This is a genomic window from Pseudomonas sp. EggHat1, assembly GCF_014892995.1.
Lineage (GTDB): Bacteria > Pseudomonadota > Gammaproteobacteria > Pseudomonadales > Pseudomonadaceae > Aquipseudomonas > Aquipseudomonas chaetocerotis.
The window spans coordinates 122,911-148,814 of the sequence record NZ_JACKQK010000012.1 but is presented as its reverse complement, the minus strand read 5'-3'; the positions used below and the strand labels follow the sequence as shown (position 1 = coordinate 148,814).

Below are 25,904 nucleotides of genomic sequence, written 5' to 3'. Positions count from 1 at the left end.
CTTTCGGGCTCGCCTTACACGGATTTATGCACCCTCTGTTGCCCAGCCTCGCCGCCGCCCTCCTCTACGCTGGCGCCGCCGCTTACCAAGGACTGCGCCTTACGCAGCGCAGCATTCCTGACAAACGTCTGCTCGCGCTGCTTGGCGTGGTCGCGCTTTGCCTGCACGGCATCAGCCTGTTCTATCAGCTGTATGACGTCCACGGCCTCAGCCTGGACTTCTTCAATGCCGCCAGCCTGATCGCCTGCGCGGTCATTGGCCTGATTCTGCTGGCCTGCCTGCGCATCCCGGTGGAAAACCTGCTGCTGCTCCTGTTCCCGCTCGGCACATTGACGGTCCTTGCCGCAGAGTTCATGCCCAGCGGCACCATCAACCCAATCGACGAACACCCTGGCATCCTCGCCCATATCCTGTTCTCGATCATGGCCTACGGCATGCTCACCATCGCCGTGTTCCAGTCGGTCCTGTTGCTGCTGCAGGACCATCAGCTCAAGCACAAGCACCCGTCGGGGCTGATCCGCAACTTTCCACCACTGCAGACCATGGAAAGCCTGCTGTTCGGCTTTCTCTTCGCGGGCTGGCTGCTGCTGTCGCTGTCGCTGCTGTCCGGCGCGCTGTACATCGATGATCTGTTTGCCCAGCACCTGGCACACAAGACCATCCTTTCCTGCTTCGCCTGGGTGGTTTTCGCCGTTCTGCTGTGGGGGCGCCACCAACTCGGCTGGCGCGGCCACAAGGCCATTCGCTGGACCCTCGCCGGGTTCTGCCTGCTGATGCTGGCGTACTTCGGCAGCAAGCTGGTACGCGAATTCATCCTGCACATCTGAGACAGACGTCGTGGACGACATTCATTCGAGCTACCTACTCGGCCTGCTGATTTTCCTGATTCTCTGCTCGGCGTTCTTTTCCAGCTCCGAGACCGGCATGCTCAGCCTCAACCGCTACCGACTCAAGCATCTGGCCAAGGAAGGGCATAGCGGCGCCAAGCGCGTCATCCGCCTGCTCGACCGCCCGGACCGCCTGCTCGGCACCATCCTGGTTGGCAATAACGTGGTCAACATTCTCGCCGCCTCCATCGCCACGGTGCTGGCAGTGGACCTCTGGGGCGAAGCCGGCATCGCCATCGCCACGGCGGGCCTGACCATTATCGTGCTGATCTTCGGCGAAATCACGCCCAAGACCCTGGCCGCCCTGCGCCCGGAACTGGTTGCCTTCCCCGCCAGCCGCGTGCTCAGCCTGCTGCTACGCGTACTCTACCCAGTGGTGTGGCTTACCAGCGTGATCAGCAACGGCCTGCTGCGCCTGCTGGGCGTCGACCCGGCGAAGCGCGCCAGCGACAGCTTGTCCACCGAAGAGCTGCGCAGCGTGGTGCGCGAATCGGGCTCGGAGCTGCCACTGAATCGACAGAGCATGCTGCTGAGCATCCTCGACCTCGAACGGGTCACGGTCGACGACATCATGATCCCGCGCAACGAAGTGACCGGCATCGATCTCGACGACGACCTGGAAATCATCATCGGCCAGTTGCGCAGCACCTCGCACACGCGCCTGCCGGTGTTTCGTGGCGACATCAATCAGATCGAAGGCGTGGTGCACATGCGCCAGATCGCCCGACTGCTGAGCCACAACCAACTGACCAAGGACTCGCTGCTGGCAGCTTGCAACGAGCCTTACTTCATCCCTGAAAACACGCCCCTGGCGACCCAACTGATCAACTTCCAGAAGCAGAAGCGGCGCATCGGCATCGTCGTCGACGAATATGGCGATGTGATCGGCATCGTCACCCTGGAAGACATCCTCGAAGAGATCGTCGGCGACTTCAGCAACCAGGACAGCCTGCGCAGCCCGGATATCCACCCGCAGGAGGATGGCACTCTGGTCATCGACGGCGCCGCCTACATTCGCGAAGTGAACAAGACCCTCGGCTGGCACCTGCCCAGCGACGGGCCCAAGACCCTCAACGGCCTGATCACCGAAGCGCTGGAGAGCATTCCTGACAGTAGCGTCTGCCTGAAGATCGGCCCCTACCGCCTGGAAATTCTCCAGGCGGCGGAGAACCGGGTGAAGAGCGTGCGCGTCTGGCAGGTGGAAAAGGTCAAAGCGGACGCAACAGCTCCGGAGTGAGGCGCTCGGCAAGGCCGGCTGCCCATTGCCGATAGCCCAATGCCGACGGGTGATAGCCATCCTCGGCCAGATAATGCGCCTCGAACGGTAGGTCCAGCACGCAGTGCCGCGCGCCCAGCCGTTGCGCCAGGCTCTGCAACTCACGATCCAGCAAGCTGGCCCGCCAGCCCATCAACTGCCGCAACAGCCACGGCAAGGCGCTGAAATGCTGCAAGGGCGGCACAGCGCTGAACGCCACGCGACAGCCCCGCTCGCCCAGCGCATCGGCCATGCCCGTGAGCGCCTGCAACCAGCGCTTGCTCGGCGTGAGGTGCGTGGTGTCATTGACGCCGAACACCAGCAGCGCCAGGTCGGCCGGCTCGGCCAATCCAAGCGGCAGCAGGCGTTCATGCGCCTCAGAGGCGGTGATGCCGTTCTCGCCACAGGCGCGCCAGCGTATCGGCCGCCCCAGGCGCTCGGCCAGGGCGACCGCCAGACAACTCGCCAGCGACTGTTCGAAACTCGTGACGCCGACACCCACCACGGTCGATTCACCGATCAGCAGCAGGCGAAACGCCTCACCCGGTAAATGCGCGGCAGCGATGCCGCTTGGCTCGCCCTGCGCAACCGGCAGACGCAATGCCGTGCGTCGGGCGTGCAGGGCCAGAGGCAGCGCCAATGGCAGCAGTGGCACAGTCGCCAGCCACCACAGCGCATGCCGACTCACAACTGGACGCGAACCGCTTGCGCGCTGCGCAGTGCCTTGGCGCGAGCTGCTTCGATGGATTCGTCACGCGCCAGCGCCACGCCCATGCGGCGCTGGCCCTTGACCTCGGGCTTGCCGAACAGACGCAGCGCGGTGTCTGCCTCGCTCAATGCGGCTCCGAGGTTGGCGAAGCTGGCCTGCTGCGAATTGCCCTCCACCAGAATCACCGCCGACGCGGACGGGCCCATCTGGCGGATCGCCGGAATCGGCAAACCGAGAATCGCACGCGCATGCAGGGCGAACTCGGACAGTTCCTGGGAAATCAGCGTCACCAGACCGGTATCATGCGGGCGCGGCGAGACTTCGCTGAACCACACCTGGTCGCCCTTTACGAACAGCTCGACGCCGAACAGGCCACGGCCGCCCAGCGCTTCGGTCACCGCCAGCGCCACGCGCTCGGACTCGGCCAGGGCCTTCGGGCTCATGGGTTGAGGTTGCCAGGACTCCTGGTAATCGCCGTTCTCCTGGCGATGGCCAATCGGCGCGCAGAAGCTGGTGCCGCCGACATGACGCACGGTGAGCAGGGTGATTTCGTAGTCGAAGTCGATGAAACCCTCGACGATCACCCGCCCCTTGCCGGCGCGTCCGCCCTCCTGGGCGTAGTCCCAGGCGCGCTGCAGGTCGGCGTCGCTCTTGAGCACGCTCTGGCCCTTGCCGGAAGAGCTCATGATCGGCTTGACCACGCAGGGGTAGCCGACGGATTTCACCGCTGCGGTGTAGTCCTCGAAGGTGTCGGAGAAATGGTACGGCGAGGTCGGCAGGCCCAGCTCTTCGGCTGCCAGACGACGAATGCCTTCGCGGTTCATAGTCAGCTGTGCGGCGCGTGCGGTCGGCACCACGTTGAAGCCTTCGGCCTCCAGCTCGACCAGGGTGGCAGTGGCGATGGCTTCAATTTCCGGGACGATGTAGTGCGGCTGCTCCTTCTCGATCACTGCACGCAGGGCTGCACCATCGAGCATGTCGATGACGTGGCTACGATGTGCCACCTGCATGGCCGGCGCATTGGCGTAACGGTCGACACCGATGACTTCGCAGCCCAGGCGCTGCAACTCGATCACCACTTCCTTGCCGAGCTCGCCGCAGCCACACAGCAGTACACGGGTCGCGGAGGACGACAAAGGGGTTCCAATACGGGGCATGAGTGTTCCTCGAACAGTGAATCAGGAGGTCATTAAGAGACCGGAAGCACGGGCGCGCTCCAGGCAGCGTTGCAGTACCTCGCGGCGCTCGGCATTGTCCATGCGGCCCCAGCGGGTGATTTCGGCGACGGTACGCTGACAACCAATGCAGACATCCTGCTCGTCCAGCGCGCAGACATGCACGCAGGGCGAGCGCACCGGCTTTTCTACATCACTCATCGTCATCAGGTACCAGCTCACGGGAATAGCGCTGCGCATTATGAACGTAATGAGCGGCGCTGGCCTCCAGCATCTTCTTCTGCGCCTCGGTCAGCTCGCGCACCACCTTGCCGGGGCTGCCCATGACCAGGCTGCCATCAGGAATCACCTTGCCTTCGGGAATCAGGCTGTTGGCGCCGATGATGCAGTACTTGCCGATCCTGGCCCCATTGAGGATCACCGCATTGATGCCGATCAGGCTGTAATCGTCCACCGTGCAACCATGCATCATCACGTTGTGACCCACGGTGACGCCCTTGCCCAGGGTCAGCGGAAAACCCATGTCGGTGTGCATGACACTGCCGTCCTGCACGTTGCTGTTCTCGCCGATATGGATCAGTTCGTTGTCGCCGCGCAGCACGGCACCGAACCAGACGCTGGCACCGGCCTCCAGGCGAACCTTGCCGATCAGGTCGGCACTTGGCGCGACCCAGCTATCAGGATGGGCGTCGACACGGAAGCTTCCCAGGCGGTATTTCATGCTCGTCAGTCCTCGGCGCTTCAGCGCAGGTGTATGAAGTGTTCGGGCGGCTGGTGCAGAGCGATCTGCGCATCATCGAAGACCAGGTTGACCAGTTCCACCACCATGATCGCCGTGAGCCCCCAGATGCGGTATTCGCCATAGGTGTAGGACGGCACGTACCAGCTGCGCCCGAGGTAATCGATGCGATGAGTCATCTCGCGCGGATCGCTGCGGAAGAACTCCAGCGGTACCGAGAATACCGAGGCGATCTCGGCGTCGTTGGCCTTGTACTCGACATAATCCGGCACCAGCCCGACGTAGGGCGTGACCTGAATGCCGTGGCGTGAGACCAGGCTGCTGAGCGGCCCGACTACTTCCACCAAGCCGGGTGGCAGACCTATTTCCTCTTCGGCTTCGCGCAGCGCGGTGTCCACCAGATCACGATCTTCCGGGTCGCGCCGGCCACCGGGAAAGGCGACCTCGCCACCGTGGGTCGACAAACCGCTGGCGCGCAGAGTCAGCACCAGCTCAGGTTCATCACTGCGGGTAATCGGGACCAGCACCGCCGCCTCGGGGAAGCTGCGCTCGGTCTCCAGAGGACGCGGACTGTAGCCGCGCACGCGATGGAGCAAGTCGTCCAGCATGGGCATACTCGGAGTCTTGTTTTGCCGGGCATCATGGCATGAAAGCAGGCGGGCGCCCAACCCCGACGACAGGACAGGCTGGCCGCAATAGCGGGCTTGCCGGCCACCTCTCAGCCGGCCAAGATAACGCCAGAAAAAGAGGAGCGGGCATGAAATTCTGCAGTCAGTGCGGCAACTCCGTCACGCGCATGATCCCGGCTGGCGACAACCGCATGCGCCATGTCTGCGCTCACTGCGCCACCGTGCATTACGAAAACCCGCGTATCGTCGCTGGTTGCCTGCCCGTATGGCGCGACCAGGTGCTGCTGTGCCGCCGCGCCATCGAGCCGCGCCGCGGCTACTGGACATTGCCGGCCGGCTTCATGGAAAACGGCGAAACCATCGAGCAGGCCGCCGCCCGCGAAACCCTCGAAGAAGCCTGCGCCCGCGTGCGCGATCTCAGCCTCTACACCCTGTTCGACCTGCCGCACATCAGCCAGGTGTACATGATGTTTCGCGCCGAGCTGGTCGATCTGGATTTCGCCGTGGGCGAAGAGAGCCTGGAGGTGCGACTGTTTACAGAAAGCGAAATCCCTTGGTCAGAGCTGGCTTTCCCGACCATAGGCCGTACCTTAGAATGCTTCTTCGCCGACCGTCGGCAAAATCTCTTTCCGGTACGCAATGAGCCACTTGAAGCACTGCGTGCCCATTACACACCCCGTTGACCCTTGCGGACGTTCCCGATGCGTTGGTTGTTGCCCCTGCTTTGCCTGACTCTCAGCTTCAACGCCCTGGCCAGCGCCACGCCAGCGACCAGCAGCCGCACCGTGGACAAGGTGCTGGTACTCAAGGCCGAGCGCAAACTGCACCTGCAACAACGCGGCGAGACCATCAAGTCCTACCGCATTTCGCTGGGCAAACAGCCCAGCGGCGCCAAGCAGCGCGAAGGCGATCTGCGCACACCGGAAGGCTTCTACTGGATCGACTGGCGCAAGCCGAGCGACAAGTACCAACTATCGCTGCACATCTCCTACCCCAACGCCCGCGACCTGGCCAAGGCCAAGGACGCCGGGGTGCCGCCGGGCAGCATGATCATGATCCACGGCACGCCGCTGGATGAGGAATACCCGGAGTGGTTCTTCCACACCCTGGACTGGACAGAAGGCTGCATCGCCATGAAGAACGACGACATGCGCGAGGTCTGGAGCCTGGTCAAGGATGGGACGCTGATCGAAATCAGGCCCTGAGCCACTGCATTGAAAAAGGCGCCATCGGCGCCTTTTTCATATCGACTCAAAACTGCAGATCGGACAAACGCCAGACGTCGAAGGCCGGCGTTTCGTAAGGATGGCTCTTCTTCAGCGCCTTGACAGCATCGTGGATCAACTCGTCGGCGACGACCATTTCCACTTTCCATTCGGCAACCTGCTCGACGCTGCCGACCTGCCCGATGAACGGCTGGCTACCTTCCAGAGCACGGAACTGGCCATGACCCAGCACCTGCCAGCAGCAACTGTCGTAACGCCCGATGCGCCCGCCTCCAGCTGCGAACACCGCCTTTTTCACCGGTTCCAGATGGGCTTCCGGCACGTAGAAACACAGTTTGTACATCAAGTTCTCCGCAAATGGGCAACCGAACAACAGACAAGCCATGACGCCAATATGATGTCACTTTGACATGGAGTTGTCTTGAGATCGCCCGCACAAATCCACACGTAGAATTAAGACGATCTGCAGCCTTCGACTCAGGCGACGGGCGTGGCGTTCTCAGCGACCGCTGAAAAAGCGCCGCCATTTGTCGGCCAGACCAGAGGCCGGCGGGCTGTGGCTACCGTCGCAGTAGGGCGGGTTTGCGGATCGGCTACAGCGGCATAACAAAAGGCGCTGCTCACGCTCGGGGCGCAGAATCAGAGAGTGGACGCAACCGGGCGTGCAGTTCGGCATGCCGGGCGAGTGCCCGCAGCGGCATAGGCGATGAGTTTCACCGGGTGTGACCAGGCGAACTTCGGGAAGCACAACGCGGGGATCATCGGCCATGGTTGGGCCTATGTAGCCCGGATGAAATCCGGGGCGAGGTGTGACGGCGTTTTCCCGGATTGCATCCGGGCTACGGGCCCTGCTCCCCTCTCCCGCTTGCGGGAGAGGGTCATCAGAAGACTGGTGCGCGACCGCTTTCCCTCTCCCGCCCTGCGGGCACCCTCTCCCAATGGGAGAGGGTCATCAGAGGGCCGCTACGCGGCCGCTATTAGTCCACCCAGACGCGAGCGTTGCGGAACATGCGCATCCAGCCGCCATCTTCCTGCCACTCGTCCGGGCGCCAGGAGTTCTGCACGGCGCGGAATACCCGCTCCGGGTGCGGCATCATGATGGTCACACGGCCGTCGCGGCTGGTCAGACCGGTGATACCGCGCGGCGAGCCATTGGGGTTGGCCGGATAGGCTTCGGTGACCTTGCCATGGTTATCGACGTAACGCAGCGCAATGGTGCCGGACAGATCAGCCTCCAGCAGCGCCTCCTCGCTTTCGAACTCGGCATGACCTTCACCGTGGGCGATGGCGATCGGCATGCGCGAACCGGCCATGCCCTGCAGGAAGATCGACGCCGACTCCTGGATCTGCACCATGGCCACGCGCGCTTCGAACTGCTCGGAGCGGTTGCGCACGAAGTGCGGCCAGAACTCGGTACCGGGGATCAGCTCGTGCAGGTTGCTCATCATCTGGCAGCCGTTGCACACGCCGAGGGTGAAGCTGTCACGACGCTCGAAGAAACCCTGGAAGGCATCGCGAGCACGGGCGTTGAACAGCACCGACTTGGCCCAGCCCTCACCGGCACCGAGCACGTCGCCATAGGAGAAGCCACCGCAGGCAACCAGGCCTTTGAACTCTTCCAGGCTAACGCGACCGGCGAGGATGTCGCTCATGTGCACGTCGATGGCGGAGAAACCGGCACGGTCGAACGCGGCAGCCATTTCCACCTGGCCGTTGACGCCCTGCTCACGCAGGATAGCGACCTGCGGACGCACGCCCTTCTTGATATAAGGCGCAGCGATGTCCTGATTGACGTCGAAGCCAAGCTTGATCGACAGGCCGGGGTTGTCTTCCTCCAGCAGCAGATCGAACTCCTGATCCGCGCCCTGCGCGTTATCACGCAGACGCTGGATGCGGTAGCTGGTCTCGGCCCACTGACGCTGCAGCAGACGGCGCTCACCGGCGAACACCGGTTCGCCATTGAAGCTGATGCTGACCTCGCCGTTGTTCACGGGCTGACCGATCACGGCCACGCAGTCGTCCAGACCGGCGGCGCTGAACTGCGCCAGCACTTCCGGAGTGGCGTCCTGGCGCACCTGGATCACCGCACCCAGCTCTTCGTTGAACAGCACGGCTGGAAGCTCGGAGCTGTCGTCAGCCAGCGCGTCGAGGTTCAGCGACAGGCCGCAATGACCGGCGAAGGCCATTTCCAGCACGGTGGTCAGCAGGCCACCGTCGGAACGGTCGTGGTAAGCCAGCAGATGGCCGTCGGCATTGAGGCCCTGGATCACGGCGAAGAAGGCCTTGAGGTCTTCGGCGTCGTCGAGGTCCGGCACCTGCTGGCCGATCTGCGAATAAACCTGCGCCAGGATCGAGGCGCCCATACGGTTCTGGCCACGACCGAGGTCGATCAGAATCAGATCGGTCTCGCCCTTGTCCATGCGCAGTTGCGGAGTCAGGGTCTGGCGGATGTCCTGCACCGGAGCGAAACCGGTGATCACCAGCGACAACGGCGACGTCACGCTCTTGTCGACGCCCTCGTCCTGCCAACGGGTCTTCATGGACATGGAGTCCTTGCCCACCGGAATGGTGATGCCCAGCGCCGGGCACAGCTCCATGCCGACAGCCTTGACGGTGTCGTACAGGCGGGCGTCTTCGCCGGGGTGGCCGGCAGCCGCCATCCAGTTGGCCGACAGCTTGATGTCGGACATTTTCTCGATGCGCGCAGCCGCCAGGTTGGTAACGGTCTCACCCACCGCCATGCGGCCGGAAGCCGGCGCGTCGAGCAGCGCCAGCGGCGTGCGCTCACCCATGGCCATGGCTTCACCGGTGTAGACGTCGAAGCTGGTGGCGGTAACGGCACAATCGGCCACAGGCACCTGCCACGGGCCGACCATCTGATCGCGCGCCACCAGACCGGTGATGGTGCGGTCGCCGATGGTGATCAAAAAGCTCTTGCTGGCCACGGCCGGATGATGCAACACACGACCCAGCGCTTCTTCGATATCGACGCTGGCGGCGCTGAAGTCATCGCCCTGCTCGGCTTCACGGCTGACGCTGCGGTGCATGCGCGGCGGCTTGCCCAGCAGCACTTCCAGCGGCATGTCCACCGGGGTGTTGCTGAAGTGGCTGTCGGTCACGGTCAGGTGCGGCTCTGCGGTGGCCTCGCCGACTACAGCGAAGGGGCAGCGCTCACGCTCGCAGATGGCCTTGAAACGCTCGAAGTCGGCAGCGTCCACGCTCATCACGTAACGCTCCTGCGACTCGTTGCACCAGATTTCGTGCGGAGCCATGCCTGGCTCGTCATTGGGCACGTTGCGCAGTTCGAAGCGACCGCCGCGACCGCCGTCGTTGATCAACTCAGGCAGGGCATTGGAGATACCGCCGGCGCCGACGTCGTGGATGAACTTGATCGGGTTGGCCTCGCCCAGCTGCCAGCAGCGGTCGATGACCTCCTGGCAGCGGCGTTCCATTTCCGGGTTTTCGCGCTGCACCGAGGCGAAATCCAGATCGGCCGAGCTGGCACCGGTGGCCATCGACGAGGCCGCACCGCCGCCGAGGCCGATGAGCATGGCCGGGCCGCCGAGCACGATCAGCTTGGCGCCGACCGAAATCTCACCCTTCTGTACGTGGTTCTCGCGGATGTTACCGAGGCCGCCTGCGAGCATGATCGGCTTGTGGTAGCCGCGCACTTCTTCGCCACGAGGGCTGCTGACAGCCTGCTCGAAGGTACGGAAGTAGCCGTTGAGTGCCGGACGACCGAATTCGTTGTTGAACGCGGCGCCGCCCAGCGGGCCTTCGATCATGATGTCCAGCGCGCTGACGATGCGCTCGGGCTTGCCGTAGGGCTTTTCCCAGGGCTGGAGGAAATCGGGGATGTTCAGGTTGGAGACCGAGAAACCGGTCAGACCGGCCTTGGGCTTGGCGCCACGGCCGGTCGCGCCTTCGTCGCGGATCTCGCCACCGGAGCCGGTGGAGGCGCCCGGGAACGGCGCGATGGCGGTCGGGTGGTTGTGCGTCTCCACCTTCATCAGGATGTGCACCGGCTCCTGCACCGCGCCGTACTGGCGGGTCTCAGGGTTGGGGAAGAAGCGCCCGGCGGTGTGGCCTTTGATGACCGAGGCATTGTCCTTGTAGGCGGACAGCACGCCTTCGTTGTGCATCTGGTAGGTGTTCTTGATCATGCCGAACAGCGACTTGTCCTGGCTCTCGCCGTCGATGTCCCAGCTGGCATTGAAGATCTTGTGGCGGCAGTGCTCGGAGTTGGCCTGGGCGAACATCATCAGCTCGATGTCGTGCGGATTGCGCCCCAGGTCATTGAAGCTCTTCACCAGGTAGTCGATTTCGTCCTCGGCCAGGGCCAGGCCCAGGTCCTGGTTGGCCTGCTCCAGCGCGGCGCGCCCCCCACCGAGTACGTCCACGGCGGTCAGCGGCTTGGGCTGGGCGTGGCTGAACAGCGCGGCGGCGTCTTCCAGCGCATTCAGAACGAGCTGGGTCATGCGGTCATGCAGCACTGCGGCGACGGCAGCACTGTCGGCCTCGCTCAGCTCGCCGCTGATGTAATAGGCGATACCGCGCTCAAGACGCTGGATCTTGGCCAGGCCACAGTTACGGGCGATGTCGCTTGCCTTGCTCGACCAGGGCGAGATGGTGCCGAAACGCGGAATGGTCAGAAACAGTTTGCCGCTGGGCTCCTGCACCGGCACGCTCGGGCCGTACTTGAGCAGCCGCGCCAGCACTTGTTCCTCATCGGCGTTGAGCACGCCTGTCACGTCGGCGAAATGCGCGAACTCGGCGTACAGCCCGGTCACGGCCGGCACCTTGCTGGTCAGTTGCTCGAGCAATTTGCCATGGCGGAAAGCGGAAAGGGCGGGAGCGCCGCGCAGAATCAACATCGTCGGAACAGCCTCTGGGAAGGGGTGTGCTGGAGGCCGGGCATTCTACCCTAAAGCGTTGGCCTGCGGCACCTGTAGCCTGGCGCTTAAAGGACGAACGCTCACTAGCAGAGAAGCGAAGCGCTGTCGAGATATGGCGCCGCCTGCGCTTTGCGTATACTGCGCCGATGTTTGCACGACCTGCGATACGCATGCGTTGCGCCAAAGGGCTGTTGGCGATTGGAACCCTCCTGATGCTTGCTGGCTGTGGCGAAGAACCCAAGCCCAGCGTACTCGAGCAGGCAAAGGCGGAGGGAGAGCTGCGCGTGGTCACTCGCAACAGCCCCGCCACCTACTTCCAGGATCGCAATGGCGCCACCGGCTTCGAATATGAACTGGCCAAGCGTTTCGCCACCGATCTCGGCCTCGAACTGAAGATCGAAACTGCGGACAACCTCGACAATCTGTTTTCCAGCCTCGACCTCGCCAACGGCCCGGTAATGGCTGCCGCCGGCCTGGTGGACACGCCACAGCGCCAGCGCCAGGCACGCTTCTCGATTCCCTACCTGGAAGTCACGCCACAGGTCATATATCGCCAGGGCGAGAGCCGCCCCACCAAACCTGCGGACCTGGTCGGCAAGCGCATCCTGGTGCTGGCCGGCAGCAGCCACGCCGAACAGCTGGCCGCCCTCAAGCTGGAACAACCGGAGCTGGAATTCGAGGTATCTGACGCGGTAGAAGTGGTCGACCTGCTGCGCATGGTCGACGAAGGACAGATCGACCTGACCCTGGTCGACTCCAACGAGCTGGCGATGAACCAGGTGTACTTCCCCTACGTACGCGTGGCCTTCGACCTCGGCGACACCAACACCATGCGTTGGGCGGTAGCCGCTGGCGAGGATGACAGCCTGCTGCAGGAGATCGACGCCTTCCTCAAGCGCTCCGAGGCCAACGGCACCCTGCAACGCCTGAAGGAGCGCTACTACGGCCACGTCGACGTACTCGGCTACGTGGGCGCCTACACCTTTGCCCAGCACCTGCAAAAACGCCTGCCGCGCTACGAAAAGATGTTTCGCCAGGCCGGCCACGCCAACCAGGTTGACTGGCGCCTGCTCGCCGCCATGGGCTATCAGGAGTCGCTGTGGCAACCCAACGCCACCTCCAAGACTGGCGTGCGCGGTCTGATGATGCTCACCCAGCGCACAGCCCAATCGGTCGGCGTCTCCAACCGTCTCGACCCCAAACAGAGCATCGACGGCGGTGCCCGCTACTTCATCCAGGTTCACCAGCAACTGCCGGAAGGTATCGTCGAGCCGGATCGCACCTGGTTCGCCCTGGCCGCCTACAACGTCGGTGGCGGCCACCTGGAAGATGCGCGCAAGTTGACCGAAGCCGAAGGACTGGACCCGAACAAGTGGGCCGACGTGCAGAAGATCCTGCCGCGCCTGGCGCAAAAGCAGTGGTACAGCAAAACCCGCTACGGCTATGCCCGCGGCGGCGAGCCGGTGCACTTCGTGCGCAACATCCGTCGTTACTACGACATTCTTACCTGGGTAACCCAGCCGCAGCTGGAAGGCACGCAAGTGGCCGAGAGCGGTACCCACCTGCCCGGTATCGACAAGCGTAAGCCCGAAGAAGAGACCCCGCCGCTCTAGGGTCTGTTGCCGTTTCGACGCGAGCCGCGTTGCTGCGCCAAATTGCGCCAGGCTAGGCGTGGGATGCAGGCAATGGTCGTTCCCTTGTCAAATCCCGCAACGACGCATGGCGCAATTTGCCGCGCAACCCGAAGGGACGGGCCAGTTTTTGCGTGGAACGTCGTTACTCGACGGCTCATTTGGGCGACCAAACTTCGCGTCTCGCGCCTAGCCCCACGCAAAAACTGGCTCCGTCGCGGCCGTGCGCGAAACGGCAACAGACCCTAGCGGTCAGAGCAAGCCCTGACTCCCCACTGCACAGCGACTGATCGCCTGCCGCACCTGTGGCAAGCTTTTGAGGCGAGTCGCACACTGCGCCTGACTCGCCATCCGCTCGACCTGCAGATTGGCCTGCTCGTCGATGCTGATCAGATAGGGATGGGCGTAACGCGCGCGGTCGTTCCAGGCGCTGAAACGCTGAGTACTGAACACGCAGCGATAGTCGAGATGACCGGTAAAGCCCTGAAAGCGATCACGCATGAAGATGTGGTGATAACGCTGCCAGTCGCGATCACGCTGGCCGACACGCACGGCCTCCTGGCACTCTTCAAGCGTGGCGATCCGCGGCTCGTGCAGGAAAATGCTCTGCGCCAGATTGGAGCCGCCCAGCTGCACACTGGCGACCAGATACACCTCGGATTGCTCAGCGAACGCCGGCGCAGCCAGGAGCGCCAACACACTCAATATCCGTTTGTTCATGCTCATTCCCTGTATGAACGCTCAGCCTCGTCGAGCCTTGAAGAACTCTTTCAGCAGCGCCCCGCTCTCCTCGGCCAGCAACCCACCCTCCACGCGTACGCGGTGATTGAGAAAACCCTGATCGAAGAACTGCCCCTGGCTGATCGCCACCCCCGCGCGCGGCTCGCTGGCGGCGTAAACCACCCGAGCGATGCGAGCATGCACGATCAGGCCGGCGCACATGCTGCAGGGCTCCAGCGTGACGTACAGGGTGCTGCCTGGCAGCCGATAGTTCTGCACGCTTTGCGCTGCCGCGCGGATCGCCACCATCTCGGCATGGGCACTGGGGTCGTGACGCAGAATCGGGCAGTTGAAGCCCTGCCCCACCACCTCGCCATCCTGCACCAGCACGGCGCCGACCGGCACCTCGCCCTGCTCCGCGCCCAAACGCGCCTGCGCCAGCGCCAGGCGCATGAAATGCTCGTCACGCGAGCGGTCGATGATCTGCGGTCGTTTCATTGCATCAATCCGAAGGGTGACCGCTCTGCTAGGCGGACCGGAAAACGGCGCCTACCCTACACCACTTCGATGGCCGCCATCAGCCCCGTTTCCATATGGTCGATGACGTGGCAATGGAACATCCACACCCCAGGATTATCGGCAACGAAGGCGATGCGCGCCGTCTCGTTCTTGCCCAGCAGGTAGGTGTCGGTGAAATACGGAACGATCTTGCGTCGATCCGAACCCAGCACCTTGAAGGTCATGCCGTGCAGGTGAATCGGGTGCTGATACTGCGCCATATTGCGCAGCACGAAGATGTAGTGACCATCCTTCTTCAGCGTGGCAATCGGGCGATCGGCGCAGGTCTTGTCGTTGATGTCCCAGGCCTGGCCGTTGATCTGCCAGTACTTGTAGCGACCGGCGGCCTCGTCGGCCGGCGAGGCCAGCGCGGCGGCCCACTCGAAGTTGAAGCGCAACGTCTCGGCGCGTGACAGATCAGGCTCGGCGATCGGGTTGGCCGGCAACGCCGGCGGCCAATCCCCGGCCACTTCGCTACTGGCGATGCCCTTCAAGGTCGCCAGGCGCAGCGGTCCGTTACGCAGGGACAACTCCTCTCCAGCAGCGGGAACCTTGAGCGCCAGGTCGATACGCATACCTGGCCCCAGCCAGTACTCCTTGCCCAAAGGGCGCGGCTGAACCGGGTTGCCATCCAGCGCATAGATGCGTGCCTCGCCACCCGGCAGATTGAGGCGATAGGTGATGGTGCTGTCGACATTGATCAGACGCAGGCGCACCACCTGCCCTTCTGGCAATTCGAGGGTCGGGTTGGACTCACCGTTGATGGTGGTCAATCGTCCACGCGTACCTTCACGCGCCGCCTGACGCGGCACCAGAAATTCGGTGAAGGCGCCCTGCTCGTCGATGTGCCAGGTCTTCAGGCTCAGCGTACGCTCATGGCGGAAGCCGGTTGGCTCGCGCTCCTCGACGATCAGCGGCCCGACCAGGCCACGCCCCAACTGCTCGGCGCTGGTGGTATGCGGGTGGTACCAGAAGCTGCCAGCGTCGTGGCAGATGAAGTCGTAATCGAAGTACTCGCCCGGCAGTACCGGCGCCTGGGAAACGTAGGGCACGCCGTCCATCTCCAGCGGCAAGCGGATGCCATGCCAGTGGATGGTGCTCTGCTGCTCCAGCTTGTTGATGAAGCGCACCCGCAAGCGCTCGCCCTGACGGCAGCGCAACTCGAACCCGGGAGCCTGACCGCCGTAGGCCCAGGCCGGCGTCACATGCCCCGGCACCAGCTCAAGATCGAGCGGCGCGGCGATCAGCTCGTAGTCATGGCTCGCCACGTTCTCCGGACGCCCCAACCAGTAACGCACACCGCCAGCGCCGAAGCCGGCAACACCCAGGCCAGCAAGCCCGGCGAGCACTTGTCTACGGGTAAACGACATCTTCATCCTCGGCAATCTGCGGGCATACTCAATTGCGGTATCTTCTCATTTTCATGGATGACCAGACGAGCGCCCCGGCAAGACAAATTGCCGCGGCACCAGGTGCGAGATACCGCCCAGATAGGAAACCGCCGATCGGTATAGAATCGCAGGGCACTTCACAGGAACGCTCACCAGAACATGGACAGTTTCTTCTTCGACGCCCCCTTGGCAATCATGATGGTGGCGATAACCCCCATGCTCCTGCTCATGTGGATCGGGCTCATGGCTGCGTTTGGGGAAATGATCTGGACTGACTGCTACCGGCTGAGCCGCCCACACGACATCGTAAAAGCGACGATCATCGATCAAAAGCTTGTCAAAGCACGCATCAGCGTTGGCAAAAACACAATGGTCAGCCTCAAGCCCGTCTATCGCCTGCGTTACGAGTACGAACAACACGCCTACGAAGTGGAGCATCTCGTGCTCAACCAAGAGCATGTCGAGCTCAACCAGCAGGAAGGAACCTTTCTGCTATACGTTCCCAAAGCGAACCCGGCCGATGCCTCCCCCGAAGCCCCAAGCGCCGCATCGCCCTTCGCCGCAATCATGCTGATGATCATGGGCTACCTCATCTGGGAAGCCGCGCCGACACTGCTTACAGGGTTCTGAGCGTGATAGTGCTATTCATCGTGCTCGGCGGCCTACTATGGCTGATCAGCCTGCTGCTTTTCGCCTTTTCCGCCTGGGCTTCTTACAAACTTATGCGACTACTCTGGGGAAAAATCCGCAGAGCCTTGTTGCGTCCGGGCACGGCGCAAATCACGTCCTATGAAGTATTCACACCTGATCCTGAAGACATTCACGTCCAGGATACCCGCCCGCAAATCCGCCTTGAACTCGATTGCGAGCGGCACGGTCAGCGCTTTCAGGTATCCCTGGGCCCCTTGACGTGCGAGGAGTTGTTCCCTGCGCTGGATTTACCGGCACACCACATCGCCTGCTGGCTAAGCGATGAAGATTGGCGCCAGCTGCTGGAAAAACGCTGGGTCACGATTGCCTGCGACTGGCGCCTGCGCAAGGCGATACTCACCAGCCAGATTCGTAATGACAGACGCCTGCTGCTGATCAGTGTTCTGAGCCTGAGCCTGTTCGCACTCACCGTCACGCTGTCTCTGCTGCCACACTGAAAGCATGCAGCCATGAAAAAACCGGCCGAAGCCGGTTTCTTCATTGAGCCCTGAAGCCAATGCCAACCAATGGCTACTGGCCCCGTCCGGGCGCCTGGGCCGACTTACCAGCTGTAGCTCAGCTTGGCTGTAACCTCACGGCCCGGGTTGTAGTAGTCAGCAGTACCGGAGCCGACCACGTGCTGCTCATCCAGCAGATTGCTGACGTTCAGAGCCAGATCCGTACCCTTGACGATGTTGTAGGTGAAGGCGGCGTCGAACACTGTTGCGGCATCACTCTTATTGGTGTTGGCGGCAGCAAAATAGTATTCGCCAATGTAACGAGCACCCAGACCTACGCTCATCTTCGTACCCGGCACACTGTAGTAGCCCCAGAGCGAAGCGCTATGCCGTGGCGTGACTTCAAATTCATTGCCCTTGAGAGACGTGCCATCTCGCAGCGAGCCGCGAAGTACATCCGACGCCATGTAGGAGTAACCGCCGACCAGGCTCAGGTGCTCGGTCAGCTCGGCCTTGGCCTCCAGATCCAGACCTCGCACCCTCGTCTCACCCACCGTCTGCCGCTGAATGCCAGCGCCAGGCACGACAACGGCAATGGAGACATTTTCCTGAGTCAGGTCATAGATGGCGGCAGAGAAGAGCGCATTCATGCCTGCCGGTGAATACTTCGCGCCTACTTCATACTGCTTGCCCCGCTTCGGAGTAACGCCGATTTCCGGCGGAGACACGGATTCCACCATGCTGACATAGGTCGAAACCTCGTCACTGACGATGTAGGTCAATGCGCCACGGTAAGACGTTTCAGAAAAACTATCCGAGGTTTTGGTTGAGGTGAGCTTGTCGGTTTCAGTCAGATCCATCGAATCGTTGCGCACGCCCGCAGTCACGATAACGCGGTCGTAGAACGACAGGTTCTGCTGCAGGAATACCGACTTGGTGGTGTAATCCCGGCGCTGAACAAGGTAGGGCGACAGTCCGCCTGGAGCACCGCTGTAGACCGGGTTGGCAATATCAATGGGTGTCGCTCTGGTGTAGATAGAGCTGGCGTCGGTCGTGGAATCGCCGTACTCGACTCCCACCATGGTGCTGCTATCGATATTTCCGAGACGGGCATCGTACTGCAGCATCAGATTACCGTTGACCTGCTCGGCATCGGTATCGGTACCAAAAGCATCACGATCTCGCAGCGTTCCTGCTCCTGTCCCGCTCAGGTACAGGTAAGCAAAATCATCCGTCAGCTCGCTGTACCGCAGGTTGCTACGCAGGATGAAACCGTTGTCGAAATCGTGACTGAAACCACCACTGATATTGGTGCGTTCCACATCGTGGAAGTTGTAGCCCGGCTCACCGAAGAACTCATCGCGGTCATATTCCCTGTCTGTCGGGTAACCGCCACTGTTGGGGGTGCTCTTGGTCTTGAGGTGATCCACGACAAGCGTTGCCGAGGTATAGGCCGTGGGCGCCCAGGTCAGCCCGCCCATCAGGAGCTGATTGTCGTCCTGAGAGTGATCATATTCACGATCACTGTCCTGGAACTTGCCGGTGAAACGATAAGCCAGGGTCTTATCCGCATTCAGCACATCACCGACGTCGATGCCGGTTTCCTTGTGGTTGAAGGAACCGTAGGTGCCATAGATCTGACCGAATTTCTCGAAGCGCGGTTTCTTGGTCACGAAGTTCACCGAGCCACCAGGGTCGGCCGCGCCAAACAGCGTGGAGTTGGCGCCCCGCAGAATTTCAACGCGCTCGAAGGCGAACGGGTCTTCGCGAACACCGCGCATGGAGCTCAGTGTCAAACCGTCGCGGTAGGTGGTCGCCTGGAAGCCACGAATCTTGAAGTAGTCGTTGCGGTCATCGCTGCCGTAGTAGTCGGTGATGACGCCTGGCGTGTATTGCAGGAGTTCTTCTGTGGTGTTGACGCTGCGCTGCTCGATTTCCTTCTGGGTCACCACGGAAACCGAAGCCGGGGTATTGAGGATACTGGTAGCGACCTTGCCGCCGACCCAGAGCTCCTGAGCGACGACCGAGCTGGCATCATCACCTGCCGAGGCCTTGGCGTTGACGATAATCGGCGCGAGACGAAAGGGTTCATTCTCTGCGGCTGCGCTTGCCTCTTGCGCCTGAACGTATAGAGGCGCAGCCACCAGCGGCGTGCAAAACAGAGCAACGCTGGTAACGCGCCGCCAGGGCGCTCGTGTATCGAGAACCCCGTTCTTACTATCGGTCATGCTCATGGTCCTTATCGGTTAAGAGGCGTGTCAGCGGCCTGCCTTGTCATCTTTCTATCGTGGCGATACCGCCTGGTTGGCGGCGGCAACATAGCAGAAAACACACATCAAAACGATAATGACTTACATATAGATTTACTGATATCTCTTGATATTGAGCCAGTTATGCACCAGGCGCGCACCACCTCAATTGCTTGCTCGGAGCGCAGGGCGGTGCCGGACCGCTTGCCAGATAGAGCGCACAGCCACGCAGAGCACGGGGAAACTCACTGACGCGAGAACACCCACCACTGACGCTCTTCGGGTGTCTGATTTGGTTGCTCGAATGCTGGCCAGCACGCCCGGAAGCCTTTCAGGGCTTGAGCTTTGCCTGAGACCGGGCTCATGACGGCCTTTACCGTCAAGGGCCAGGAGGCCTGCTGATGCAGGGAAAGCCGCATGGCACAGGCTTCCCTGGAGGAGATTTACCGTCAGCCCCGATAGCAGCGGGAGAGCCTTGATCAGGCCGCCGATGCCTACCGCTGCCCTTACCGCCAGAGCCTTCTGCTGCCCGGCGATAGCCACCGACAGATACCGTGACGCAATTCTTCTGAATCAACACGTCACGGCATCTATAGATTGCTACCGAAGCTCGGAAGGACCTGGCTTCACTCCCACTCGATCGTCGCCGGCGGCTTGCTCGACACGTCGTAGGTGACGCGGGAGATGCCTTCGATCTCGTTGATGATGCGGCCGCTGACGGTCTCTAGCAGCTCGTAAGGCAGATGCGCCCAGCGAGCGGTCATGAAGTCGACGGTTTCCACGGCGCGCAGGGCGACGACCCAGGCGTAGCGACGACCATCACCGACCACGCCAACCGATTTCACCGGCTGGAACACCACGAATGCCTGGCTGGTCTTGTGGTACCAGTCGGCCTTGCGCAGTTCTTCGATGAAGATGTGGTCGGCGCGGCGCAGGATGTCAGCGTATTCCTTCTTCACTTCGCCGAGGATGCGCACACCCAGGCCCGGCCCCGGGAACGGGTGGCGGTAGACCATGTCGTAGGGCAGGCCCAGTTCCAGGCCGATCTTGCGCACTTCGTCCTTGAACAGCTCACGCAGCGGCTCGACCAGCTTGAGGTTCATTTCCTCCGGCAGGCCGCCAACGTTGTGGTGGCTCTTGATCACGTGGGCCTTGCCACTCTTGGCGCCAGCCGACTCGATCACGTCCGGGTAGATGGTGCCCTGGGCGAGGAACTGGATATTGTCCAGCTTGCTGGCCTGCGCATCGAACACGTCGATGAAGGTGCGACCGATGATCTTGCGCTTCTTCTCCGGGTCGGACTCGCCGGCCAGATTGCCGAGGAACTGCTCTTCGGCATCGGCACGGATCACCTTGACGCCCATGTTCTCGGCGAACATGGCCATGACCTGATCGCCTTCGTGCAGACGCAGCAGACCATTGTCGACGAACACGCAGGTCAGTTGATCGCCAATGGCCTTGTGCAGCAGGGCTGCGACCACGGAGGAGTCGACACCGCCGGACAGGCCGAGCAGCACGTTGGCGTCGCCGACCTGGGCGCGCACGGCAGCGATGGCGTCTTCGACGATGTTGGCCGGGGTCCACAGGGCTTCACAGCCGCTGACTTCCAGCACGAAGCGCGAAAGGATGCGACCGCCCTGCTTGGTGTGAGTCACTTCCGGGTGGAACTGCACGCCGTAGTAGTGGCGAGTGTCGTCGCACATGGCGGCAATAGGGCAGCTCGGGGTGCTGGCAAGGATGTGGAAGCCTTCCGGCAGACGCGTGACCTTGTCGCCGTGACTCATCCACACGTCGAGACCGAGCACGCCGTCGGCGTCGACATGGTCTTCGATGCCGGCCAGCAGCTGGCTCTTGCCGACCACGTCGACACGGGCATAGCCGAACTCACGCAGGTCGGAACCTTCCACCTTGCCGCCGAGCTGCTCGGCCATGGTCTGCATGCCGTAGCAGATGCCCAGTACCGGCACGTTCAGGTCGAACACGGCTTGCGGAGCACGCGGACTACCTGCTTCGTGCACCGACTCCGGGCCACCGGCGAGGATGATGCCGCGCGGAGCGAAGGCGCGGATATCTTCGTCGCTCATGTCCCAGGGGTGCAGTTCGCAATAGACACCGATCTCGCGCACGCGGCGGGCGATCAGTTGGGTGTACTGGGAACCGAAGTCCAGAATGAGGATGCGGTGGGCGTGAATGTCGTGGGCCATGGCCGTCTCTCGTAGGTATTCACAAATGACACGGGGCTGATCGAACAGCCCCGTTATTCATACATTGCGGCGAATCAACCAACTCTATAGTTGGGAGCCTCTTTGGTGATCTGCACGTCGTGGACGTGCGACTCAGCCATGCCGGCACCGGTGATGCGCACGAACTCCGGTTTGGTACGCATCTCTTCGATGGTAGCGCAGCCGGTGTAGCCCATGGAGGCACGCAGACCGCCCATCAGTTGGTGAACGATGGCACTCATCGCGCCCTTGTACGGCACGCGACCTTCGATACCTTCCGGCACCAGCTTCTCGGCACCCGCCGAGGAGTCCTGGAAGTAACGGTCGGAAGAGCCCTGCGCTTGCGCCATGGCGCCCAGCGAGCCCATACCACGGTAGGCCTTGTAGGAGCGGCCCTGGAACAGCTCGACTTCGCCCGGTGCTTCTTCGGTACCGGCCAGCATGGAGCCAATCATCACGGCGGACGCGCCAGCGACGATGGCCTTGGACAGGTCGCCAGAGAAGCGGATGCCACCGTCAGCGATCAGCGGTACGCCGGTGCCGGCCAGTGCTGCAGCCACATTGGCCACGGCGCTGATCTGCGGAACACCGACGCCAGCCACGATACGGGTGGTGCAGATGGAGCCTGGACCGATACCGACCTTGACGCCATCGGCGCCGGCTTCGACCAGCGCCTTGGCAGCTGCGCCCGTGGCGATGTTGCCACCGATCACCTGGACGTCCGGGAAGGTCTGCTTGACCCAACGCACGCGGTCGATCACGCCCTTGGAGTGGCCGTGAGCGGTGTCGACGATGATCACATCCACACCGGCATTGACCAGAGCGCCTACGCGATCACCGGTGTCGGCACCAGTGCCGACGGCAGCGCCAACGCGCAGACGACCTTGATCGTCCTTGCTCGCCAGCGGGTAGGCCTTGGCTTTCTCGATGTCCTTGACGGTCATCATGCCCTTGAGGGCGAAGGCGTCATCGACGATCAGCACCTTCTCGATACGGTGCTTGTGCAGCAGCTCGCGCACGGTTTCCTTGGCGGCGCCTTCCTTGACGGTGACCAGGCGTTCTTTCGGCGTCATCACGTCACGCACTTTAGCGTCCAGACGGTTTTCGAAACGCACGTCGCGGGAGGTCACGATGCCCACCAGGTCGCCGTTGGACAGCACCGGTACACCGGAGATGTTGTGCAGGCGGGTCAGCTCGAACAGGTCGCGCACGGTAGCGTCGGCCTCGATGGTGATCGGGTCCTTGACCACACCGGCTTCGAACTTCTTGACCTTGCGCACTTCGGCAGCCTGCTGCTCGATGGTCATGTTCTTGTGGATGATGCCGATGCCGCCTTCCTGGGCCATGGCGATGGCCAGGCGCGCTTCGGTAACGGTGTCCATGGCGGCGGACAGCAGCGGGATGTTCAGTTCGATGCCGCGGGTCAGGCGGGTCTTCAGGCTGACGTCCTTGGGCAACACCTCGGAATAACCGGGGATGAGCAGGACGTCGTCGAAAGTGAGTGCTTCTTGGCTGATGCGCAGCATGGACGGGCTCCCGAGCGGGAAAATAAGAAGCGCGGCATTATACCCAGCGAGCCCATCTCACTCAATGCAAAGTATGCCTCTAGGCAGTCATGCCTTGAAAATCATAAAATAATGATTCTCAAAAACATCTGCACTTGAGTACCAAATGAAATCTACCCGCCCTTTCTTGAGTAGCCGATGCGCCACTCTGCTTACCCTTTGCCTGCTTCCAGCCGGTCAACTGCTGGCCCAGGAGCTGGAGCTGCCCAGCCAGGAGGTGGTCGCCAAGCCCAGCATGGAAGAAGACGGCTACCAAGCCAAGCGCGCCAGCACGGCAAGCAAATCTTCCGTCGCACTCAAGGATGAGGCCCAATCAGTGCAGGTGGTAACGCCACAGACCATCGAGGACTTTCAGGTCAGGTCGCTGGACGATGCGATGAAGTTCGTCAGTGGCATGACCCAGAGCAACACACTGGCTGGCACACAGGATGGTTTCGTCAAGCGCGGCTTTGGTGCCAACGCCGACGGGTCGATCCTCCGTGACGGCATTCGCTCCAGCCTCTCACGCAACTTCAGCGCCACCACCGAACGCGTGGAAGTACTCAAGGGGCCAGCGTCGCTGCTTTATGGTGCCCTGGAACCAGGTGGGCTGATCAACGTCATCAGCAAGAAACCGCAGTACCAATGGGGCACGCAACTCAGCGCGGACAGCTCCAGCTTCGGCGGAGGCAGCCTGGCAGTCGACGTTACTGGCCCAATTGCCGATAGCGGCCTGGCCTTTCGCCTGGTTGCCGAGCGTCAGCACGAAGATTATTGGCGTAACTTCGGCGAAGAAGAGCACAGCCTGATCGCGCCCTCGCTGAGCTGGGAGGGCGAACGTCTGCGCCTCAATATCGCCTACGAATACAAGGAATACAGCAGCCCGGTGGATCGAGGCACGGTGATCATCAACGGCAAGCCGGCCAAGGTTTCCTATAACGACCGTTTCAGCGAGCACTGGTCCAAGGCTGAAGGTATCGATGAACTGCTCACGGCTACTGCCGAGTACCAGCTCAGCGCCGACTGGTCGAGCCGCCTCACCTACGGCTGGAACAACGAGCGCTACGACTATGCCGAAGCTCGCCCCAACGCTCTGAATGCCAATACAGGCGCGCTCAGCCGCCGCTCCGATGGTAGCGAGCATGACAACCAGACCCAATATCTGGCCTGGGACTGGATCGGCAAGGCCACGCTATTCGGTCAGCGCCATGATCTGCTGATTGGTGCAGACACAGAACGCGTCGACAACTTTCGTGGCGATACCTGGCGCGGCCCAGCAGTCGGCGGTTTCAACATCTACAACCCGGTCTACGGCAACCTTGCCGCACCCTCCCTGCTCAATCTGTCACAGAGCGATCGCCGCGACGAATTGCATTCGCGCTCACTTTACGTGAAAGACAACTGGCACTTGAACGAGCAATGGATTCTGGTGCTTGGCGGCCGTTACCAGCGCTTCGAGCAGTTGGTAGGGCAAGGTCGAGGGGCGCTGTACAAGCCGACCACCGACCGGCAAGACACCACCTTCCTGCCCTTCGGTGGCCTGGTCTTCCAATTGAACGACCAGGTGGCGTTCTACGGTAACTACAGCCGCTCCTTCGTGCCCAATGCCTCGGATACCGATACCGGCCAGGCATTCGACCCCGAAGAAGGTCGCAGCTACGAGCTGGGCGTGAAACTCGATCTGCCTCAAGGTATCGGCGCCAGCCTGGCGCTGTTCGATATCGAGAAGGAAAACGTCGTAGTTACCAACAATTCCGTATCGGAAGCCGCAGGCAAGGTCGGTTCGCGCGGCGTAGAGTTGGATATCACCGGCCGCCTCAGCGAGCGCTGGGAACTGCTTGGCAGCTACGCCTACACCGATACGGAAATCCTCGATGACCCGGCCAACGAAGGCAACGAACTGGTCAACGCCGCGCGCAATGTCGGCAGTCTCTACCTCGTCCATCATCTGCATCTGCCCCAGGAGTTGGGTCAGTGGAGACTGGGTGGCGGCGCCCGTTACGTCGGTGAGCGTGCCGGCGACAACGCCAACACATTCTGGCTGGACAGCTACACGGTGGCCGATGCCTTCGTCAGCTGGGACAGCCAACTGCTCGGCGAAAAGACCCGCCTGCAACTGAATGTACGCAACCTGTTCGACGAGCGTTACTACTCCTCCAGCGGCGGCAATCTACGCGTTGCAGTGGGCGAGCCACGTGAACTGCGCCTGTCGGCCAGTGTCGAGTTTTGAGCTGATCCCGATTACAACTGCCGAGCGCCTGTGGGAGGCGCTTCAGCGGCGACTGAAGACAGCACAAGTCGCGGCTGAAGCCCCTCCCACGGGCCTAAGCGCACCTGCTCACGCCGGATCGTCGACCCGCACCTGCCTCACCGCAAAGCCCAGGCGTTCGCCGAACTCTTCGACGAATACCGGGCGCAGGCCGGCGTCCATCCAGCCGTTGAAGATGAAGCCCAGGTTGGAAAACCCGCAGGGTTGCAGGAACAGGAAGCCGTTGATGTCATCTTCATGCCCGCATTCCGGGCAGGTGAAGTTGTCGGTTTCCCCTGGCCACCACACCTCCAGGCTGTCGAACAGCGGCACGCCCACTTCCTTGCGGCATTCGGCGCAGCCCGCCTCTTCGAGAAAGCCCTGCGTCGGCATGTATATGCAGCGGTTGGTGATGATCTCCAGGCCATTGTGCGCCTGACCATAGGGCAGCAACTCGGGACGCTGGGCGATACGCCGAGCGCCTGGCCCGATGGCGTAGGCCATGCCGTTGCCGCCCTGGCCGCAGGTGGTCGGCAACGCCTCGACGATCTCCCGCTTGACCAGCCAGCGCAGCATGGCCTGGGCCTTTTGCTCGTGGGCGGGAAGCGTGGATATCTGCGGGACGAGGATCAGTTGCGCGATCATGGTGTTCGAACGGTCGGCGAAGAAAGGCGGCAG

At 62.1% G+C, this 25,904-nt stretch carries 23 protein-coding genes; 8 read left to right on the top strand and 15 right to left on the bottom strand.

The window, feature by feature from the left end; all coding sequences use genetic code 11:
• Positions 1–26 precede the first annotated feature (26 nt).
• The gene (locus tag INS93_RS18820; protein WP_192984828.1) at positions 27–827 is read left to right on the top strand and encodes a cytochrome C assembly family protein; all 801 of its coding nucleotides are present in this window, start codon (positions 27–29) and stop codon (positions 825–827) included.
• A 10-nt stretch (positions 828–837) separates the two neighbouring features.
• Complete coding sequence (locus INS93_RS18815) at positions 838–2,124, top strand: HlyC/CorC family transporter (protein WP_192984819.1); 1,287 nt, start codon at positions 838–840, stop codon at positions 2,122–2,124.
• On the opposite strand, the gene INS93_RS18810 is transcribed toward INS93_RS18815, so the two are convergent.
• Genes INS93_RS18810 through INS93_RS18790 form a run of 5 tightly spaced genes read right to left on the bottom strand, consistent with a single transcriptional unit; the run spans position 2,096 to position 5,373 of the window.
• On the bottom strand, positions 2,096–2,830 hold the full coding sequence (locus INS93_RS18810) for an SGNH/GDSL hydrolase family protein (protein ID WP_192984817.1): 735 nt from the start codon (positions 2,828–2,830) through the stop codon (positions 2,096–2,098). The genes INS93_RS18815 and INS93_RS18810 overlap by 29 nt on opposite strands.
• On the bottom strand, positions 2,827–4,008 hold the full coding sequence (gene purT / locus INS93_RS18805; RefSeq protein ID WP_192984815.1) for a formate-dependent phosphoribosylglycinamide formyltransferase: 1,182 nt from the start codon (positions 4,006–4,008) through the stop codon (positions 2,827–2,829). The genes INS93_RS18810 and purT overlap by 4 nt, the downstream gene beginning before the upstream one ends.
• 21 nt (positions 4,009–4,029) lie before the next feature.
• The gene (locus INS93_RS18800; protein ID WP_075749219.1) at positions 4,030–4,227 is read right to left on the bottom strand and encodes a DUF1289 domain-containing protein; all 198 of its coding nucleotides are present in this window, start codon (positions 4,225–4,227) and stop codon (positions 4,030–4,032) included.
• Entirely contained in the window at positions 4,220–4,747 is a 528-nt protein-coding gene (locus INS93_RS18795; protein ID WP_192984813.1) for a gamma carbonic anhydrase family protein, read from the bottom strand. The genes INS93_RS18800 and INS93_RS18795 overlap by 8 nt, the downstream gene beginning before the upstream one ends.
• A gap of 20 nt (positions 4,748–4,767) precedes the next feature.
• A complete protein-coding gene (locus tag INS93_RS18790) occupies positions 4,768–5,373 on the bottom strand; it encodes a CoA pyrophosphatase (protein ID WP_075751179.1) in 606 nt (201 codons plus the stop codon).
• 149 nt (positions 5,374–5,522) lie between these two features.
• On the opposite strand from INS93_RS18790, the gene INS93_RS18785 reads away from it, so the two are divergent.
• Positions 5,523–6,077 carry an NUDIX hydrolase gene (locus INS93_RS18785; RefSeq protein ID WP_192984811.1) on the top strand — a complete coding sequence of 185 codons (555 nt, stop codon included), beginning with the start codon at positions 5,523–5,525 and terminating at the stop codon, positions 6,075–6,077.
• Positions 6,078–6,095: 18 nt separating this feature from the next.
• Positions 6,096–6,599 carry a L,D-transpeptidase family protein gene (locus INS93_RS18780; protein WP_046492739.1) on the top strand — a complete coding sequence of 168 codons (504 nt, stop codon included), beginning with the start codon at positions 6,096–6,098 and terminating at the stop codon, positions 6,597–6,599.
• Between the two features lie 46 nt (positions 6,600–6,645).
• Here the strand turns inward: INS93_RS18780 and INS93_RS18775 are convergent, their stop codons facing one another.
• The 3 genes from INS93_RS18775 to purL form a co-directional block, all read right to left on the bottom strand.
• Positions 6,646–6,963, bottom strand: a complete 318-nt coding sequence (locus tag INS93_RS18775) for a YqfO family protein (protein ID WP_160016598.1) — start codon at positions 6,961–6,963, stop codon at positions 6,646–6,648.
• A gap of 156 nt (positions 6,964–7,119) precedes the next feature.
• Positions 7,120–7,296, bottom strand: a complete 177-nt coding sequence (locus tag INS93_RS18770) for a CDGSH iron-sulfur domain-containing protein (RefSeq protein ID WP_226945625.1) — start codon at positions 7,294–7,296, stop codon at positions 7,120–7,122.
• A gap of 301 nt (positions 7,297–7,597) precedes the next feature.
• Entirely contained in the window at positions 7,598–11,494 is a 3,897-nt protein-coding gene (purL, locus tag INS93_RS18765) for a phosphoribosylformylglycinamidine synthase (protein ID WP_192984807.1), read from the bottom strand.
• A gap of 167 nt (positions 11,495–11,661) precedes the next feature.
• On the opposite strand from purL, the gene mltF reads away from it, so the two are divergent.
• Positions 11,662–13,128, top strand: coding sequence for a membrane-bound lytic murein transglycosylase MltF (mltF, locus tag INS93_RS18760; RefSeq protein WP_192984805.1), 1,467 nt, complete (start codon positions 11,662–11,664; stop codon positions 13,126–13,128).
• A 270-nt stretch (positions 13,129–13,398) separates the two neighbouring features.
• Here the strand turns inward: mltF and INS93_RS18755 are convergent, their stop codons facing one another.
• Genes INS93_RS18755 through INS93_RS18745 form a run of 3 tightly spaced genes read right to left on the bottom strand, consistent with a single transcriptional unit; the run spans position 13,399 to position 15,794 of the window.
• Positions 13,399–13,866, bottom strand: coding sequence for a hypothetical protein (locus tag INS93_RS18755; RefSeq protein ID WP_192984803.1), 468 nt, complete (start codon positions 13,864–13,866; stop codon positions 13,399–13,401).
• A gap of 21 nt (positions 13,867–13,887) precedes the next feature.
• Positions 13,888–14,364, bottom strand: a complete 477-nt coding sequence (gene tadA / locus INS93_RS18750) for a tRNA adenosine(34) deaminase TadA (protein WP_192984801.1) — start codon at positions 14,362–14,364, stop codon at positions 13,888–13,890.
• A gap of 56 nt (positions 14,365–14,420) precedes the next feature.
• Positions 14,421–15,794: a multicopper oxidase family protein gene (locus tag INS93_RS18745; protein ID WP_192984799.1), complete on the bottom strand. Its 1,374-nt coding sequence runs from the start codon at positions 15,792–15,794 to the stop codon at positions 14,421–14,423.
• Positions 15,795–15,974: 180 nt separating this feature from the next.
• On the opposite strand from INS93_RS18745, the gene INS93_RS18740 reads away from it, so the two are divergent.
• On the top strand, positions 15,975–16,445 hold the full coding sequence (locus INS93_RS18740) for a hypothetical protein (RefSeq protein WP_192984797.1): 471 nt from the start codon (positions 15,975–15,977) through the stop codon (positions 16,443–16,445).
• Positions 16,446–16,453: 8 nt separating this feature from the next.
• Positions 16,454–16,963, top strand: coding sequence for a hypothetical protein (locus INS93_RS18735; protein WP_319017562.1), 510 nt, complete (start codon positions 16,454–16,456; stop codon positions 16,961–16,963).
• 104 nt (positions 16,964–17,067) lie between these two features.
• Here the strand turns inward: INS93_RS18735 and INS93_RS18730 are convergent, their stop codons facing one another.
• From INS93_RS18730 to guaB, 3 genes are all read right to left on the bottom strand, one after another.
• Complete coding sequence (locus INS93_RS18730; RefSeq protein ID WP_192984792.1) at positions 17,068–19,191, bottom strand: TonB-dependent siderophore receptor; 2,124 nt, start codon at positions 19,189–19,191, stop codon at positions 17,068–17,070.
• A gap of 647 nt (positions 19,192–19,838) precedes the next feature.
• Positions 19,839–21,416 (bottom strand): glutamine-hydrolyzing GMP synthase, encoded by a 1,578-nt coding sequence (guaA, locus tag INS93_RS18725; RefSeq protein WP_192984790.1) that lies wholly within the window; start codon positions 21,414–21,416, stop codon positions 19,839–19,841.
• Positions 21,417–21,490: 74 nt separating this feature from the next.
• Complete coding sequence (gene guaB, locus INS93_RS18720; protein ID WP_192984788.1) at positions 21,491–22,960, bottom strand: IMP dehydrogenase; 1,470 nt, start codon at positions 22,958–22,960, stop codon at positions 21,491–21,493.
• 145 nt (positions 22,961–23,105) lie between these two features.
• On the opposite strand from guaB, the gene INS93_RS18715 reads away from it, so the two are divergent.
• Positions 23,106–25,208, top strand: a complete 2,103-nt coding sequence (locus INS93_RS18715) for a TonB-dependent siderophore receptor (RefSeq protein WP_192984786.1) — start codon at positions 23,106–23,108, stop codon at positions 25,206–25,208.
• A gap of 108 nt (positions 25,209–25,316) precedes the next feature.
• Here the strand turns inward: INS93_RS18715 and INS93_RS18710 are convergent, their stop codons facing one another.
• Positions 25,317–25,871, bottom strand: coding sequence for a sugar ABC transporter ATPase (locus INS93_RS18710; RefSeq protein WP_192984841.1), 555 nt, complete (start codon positions 25,869–25,871; stop codon positions 25,317–25,319).
• Positions 25,872–25,904: the final 33 nt, after the last annotated feature.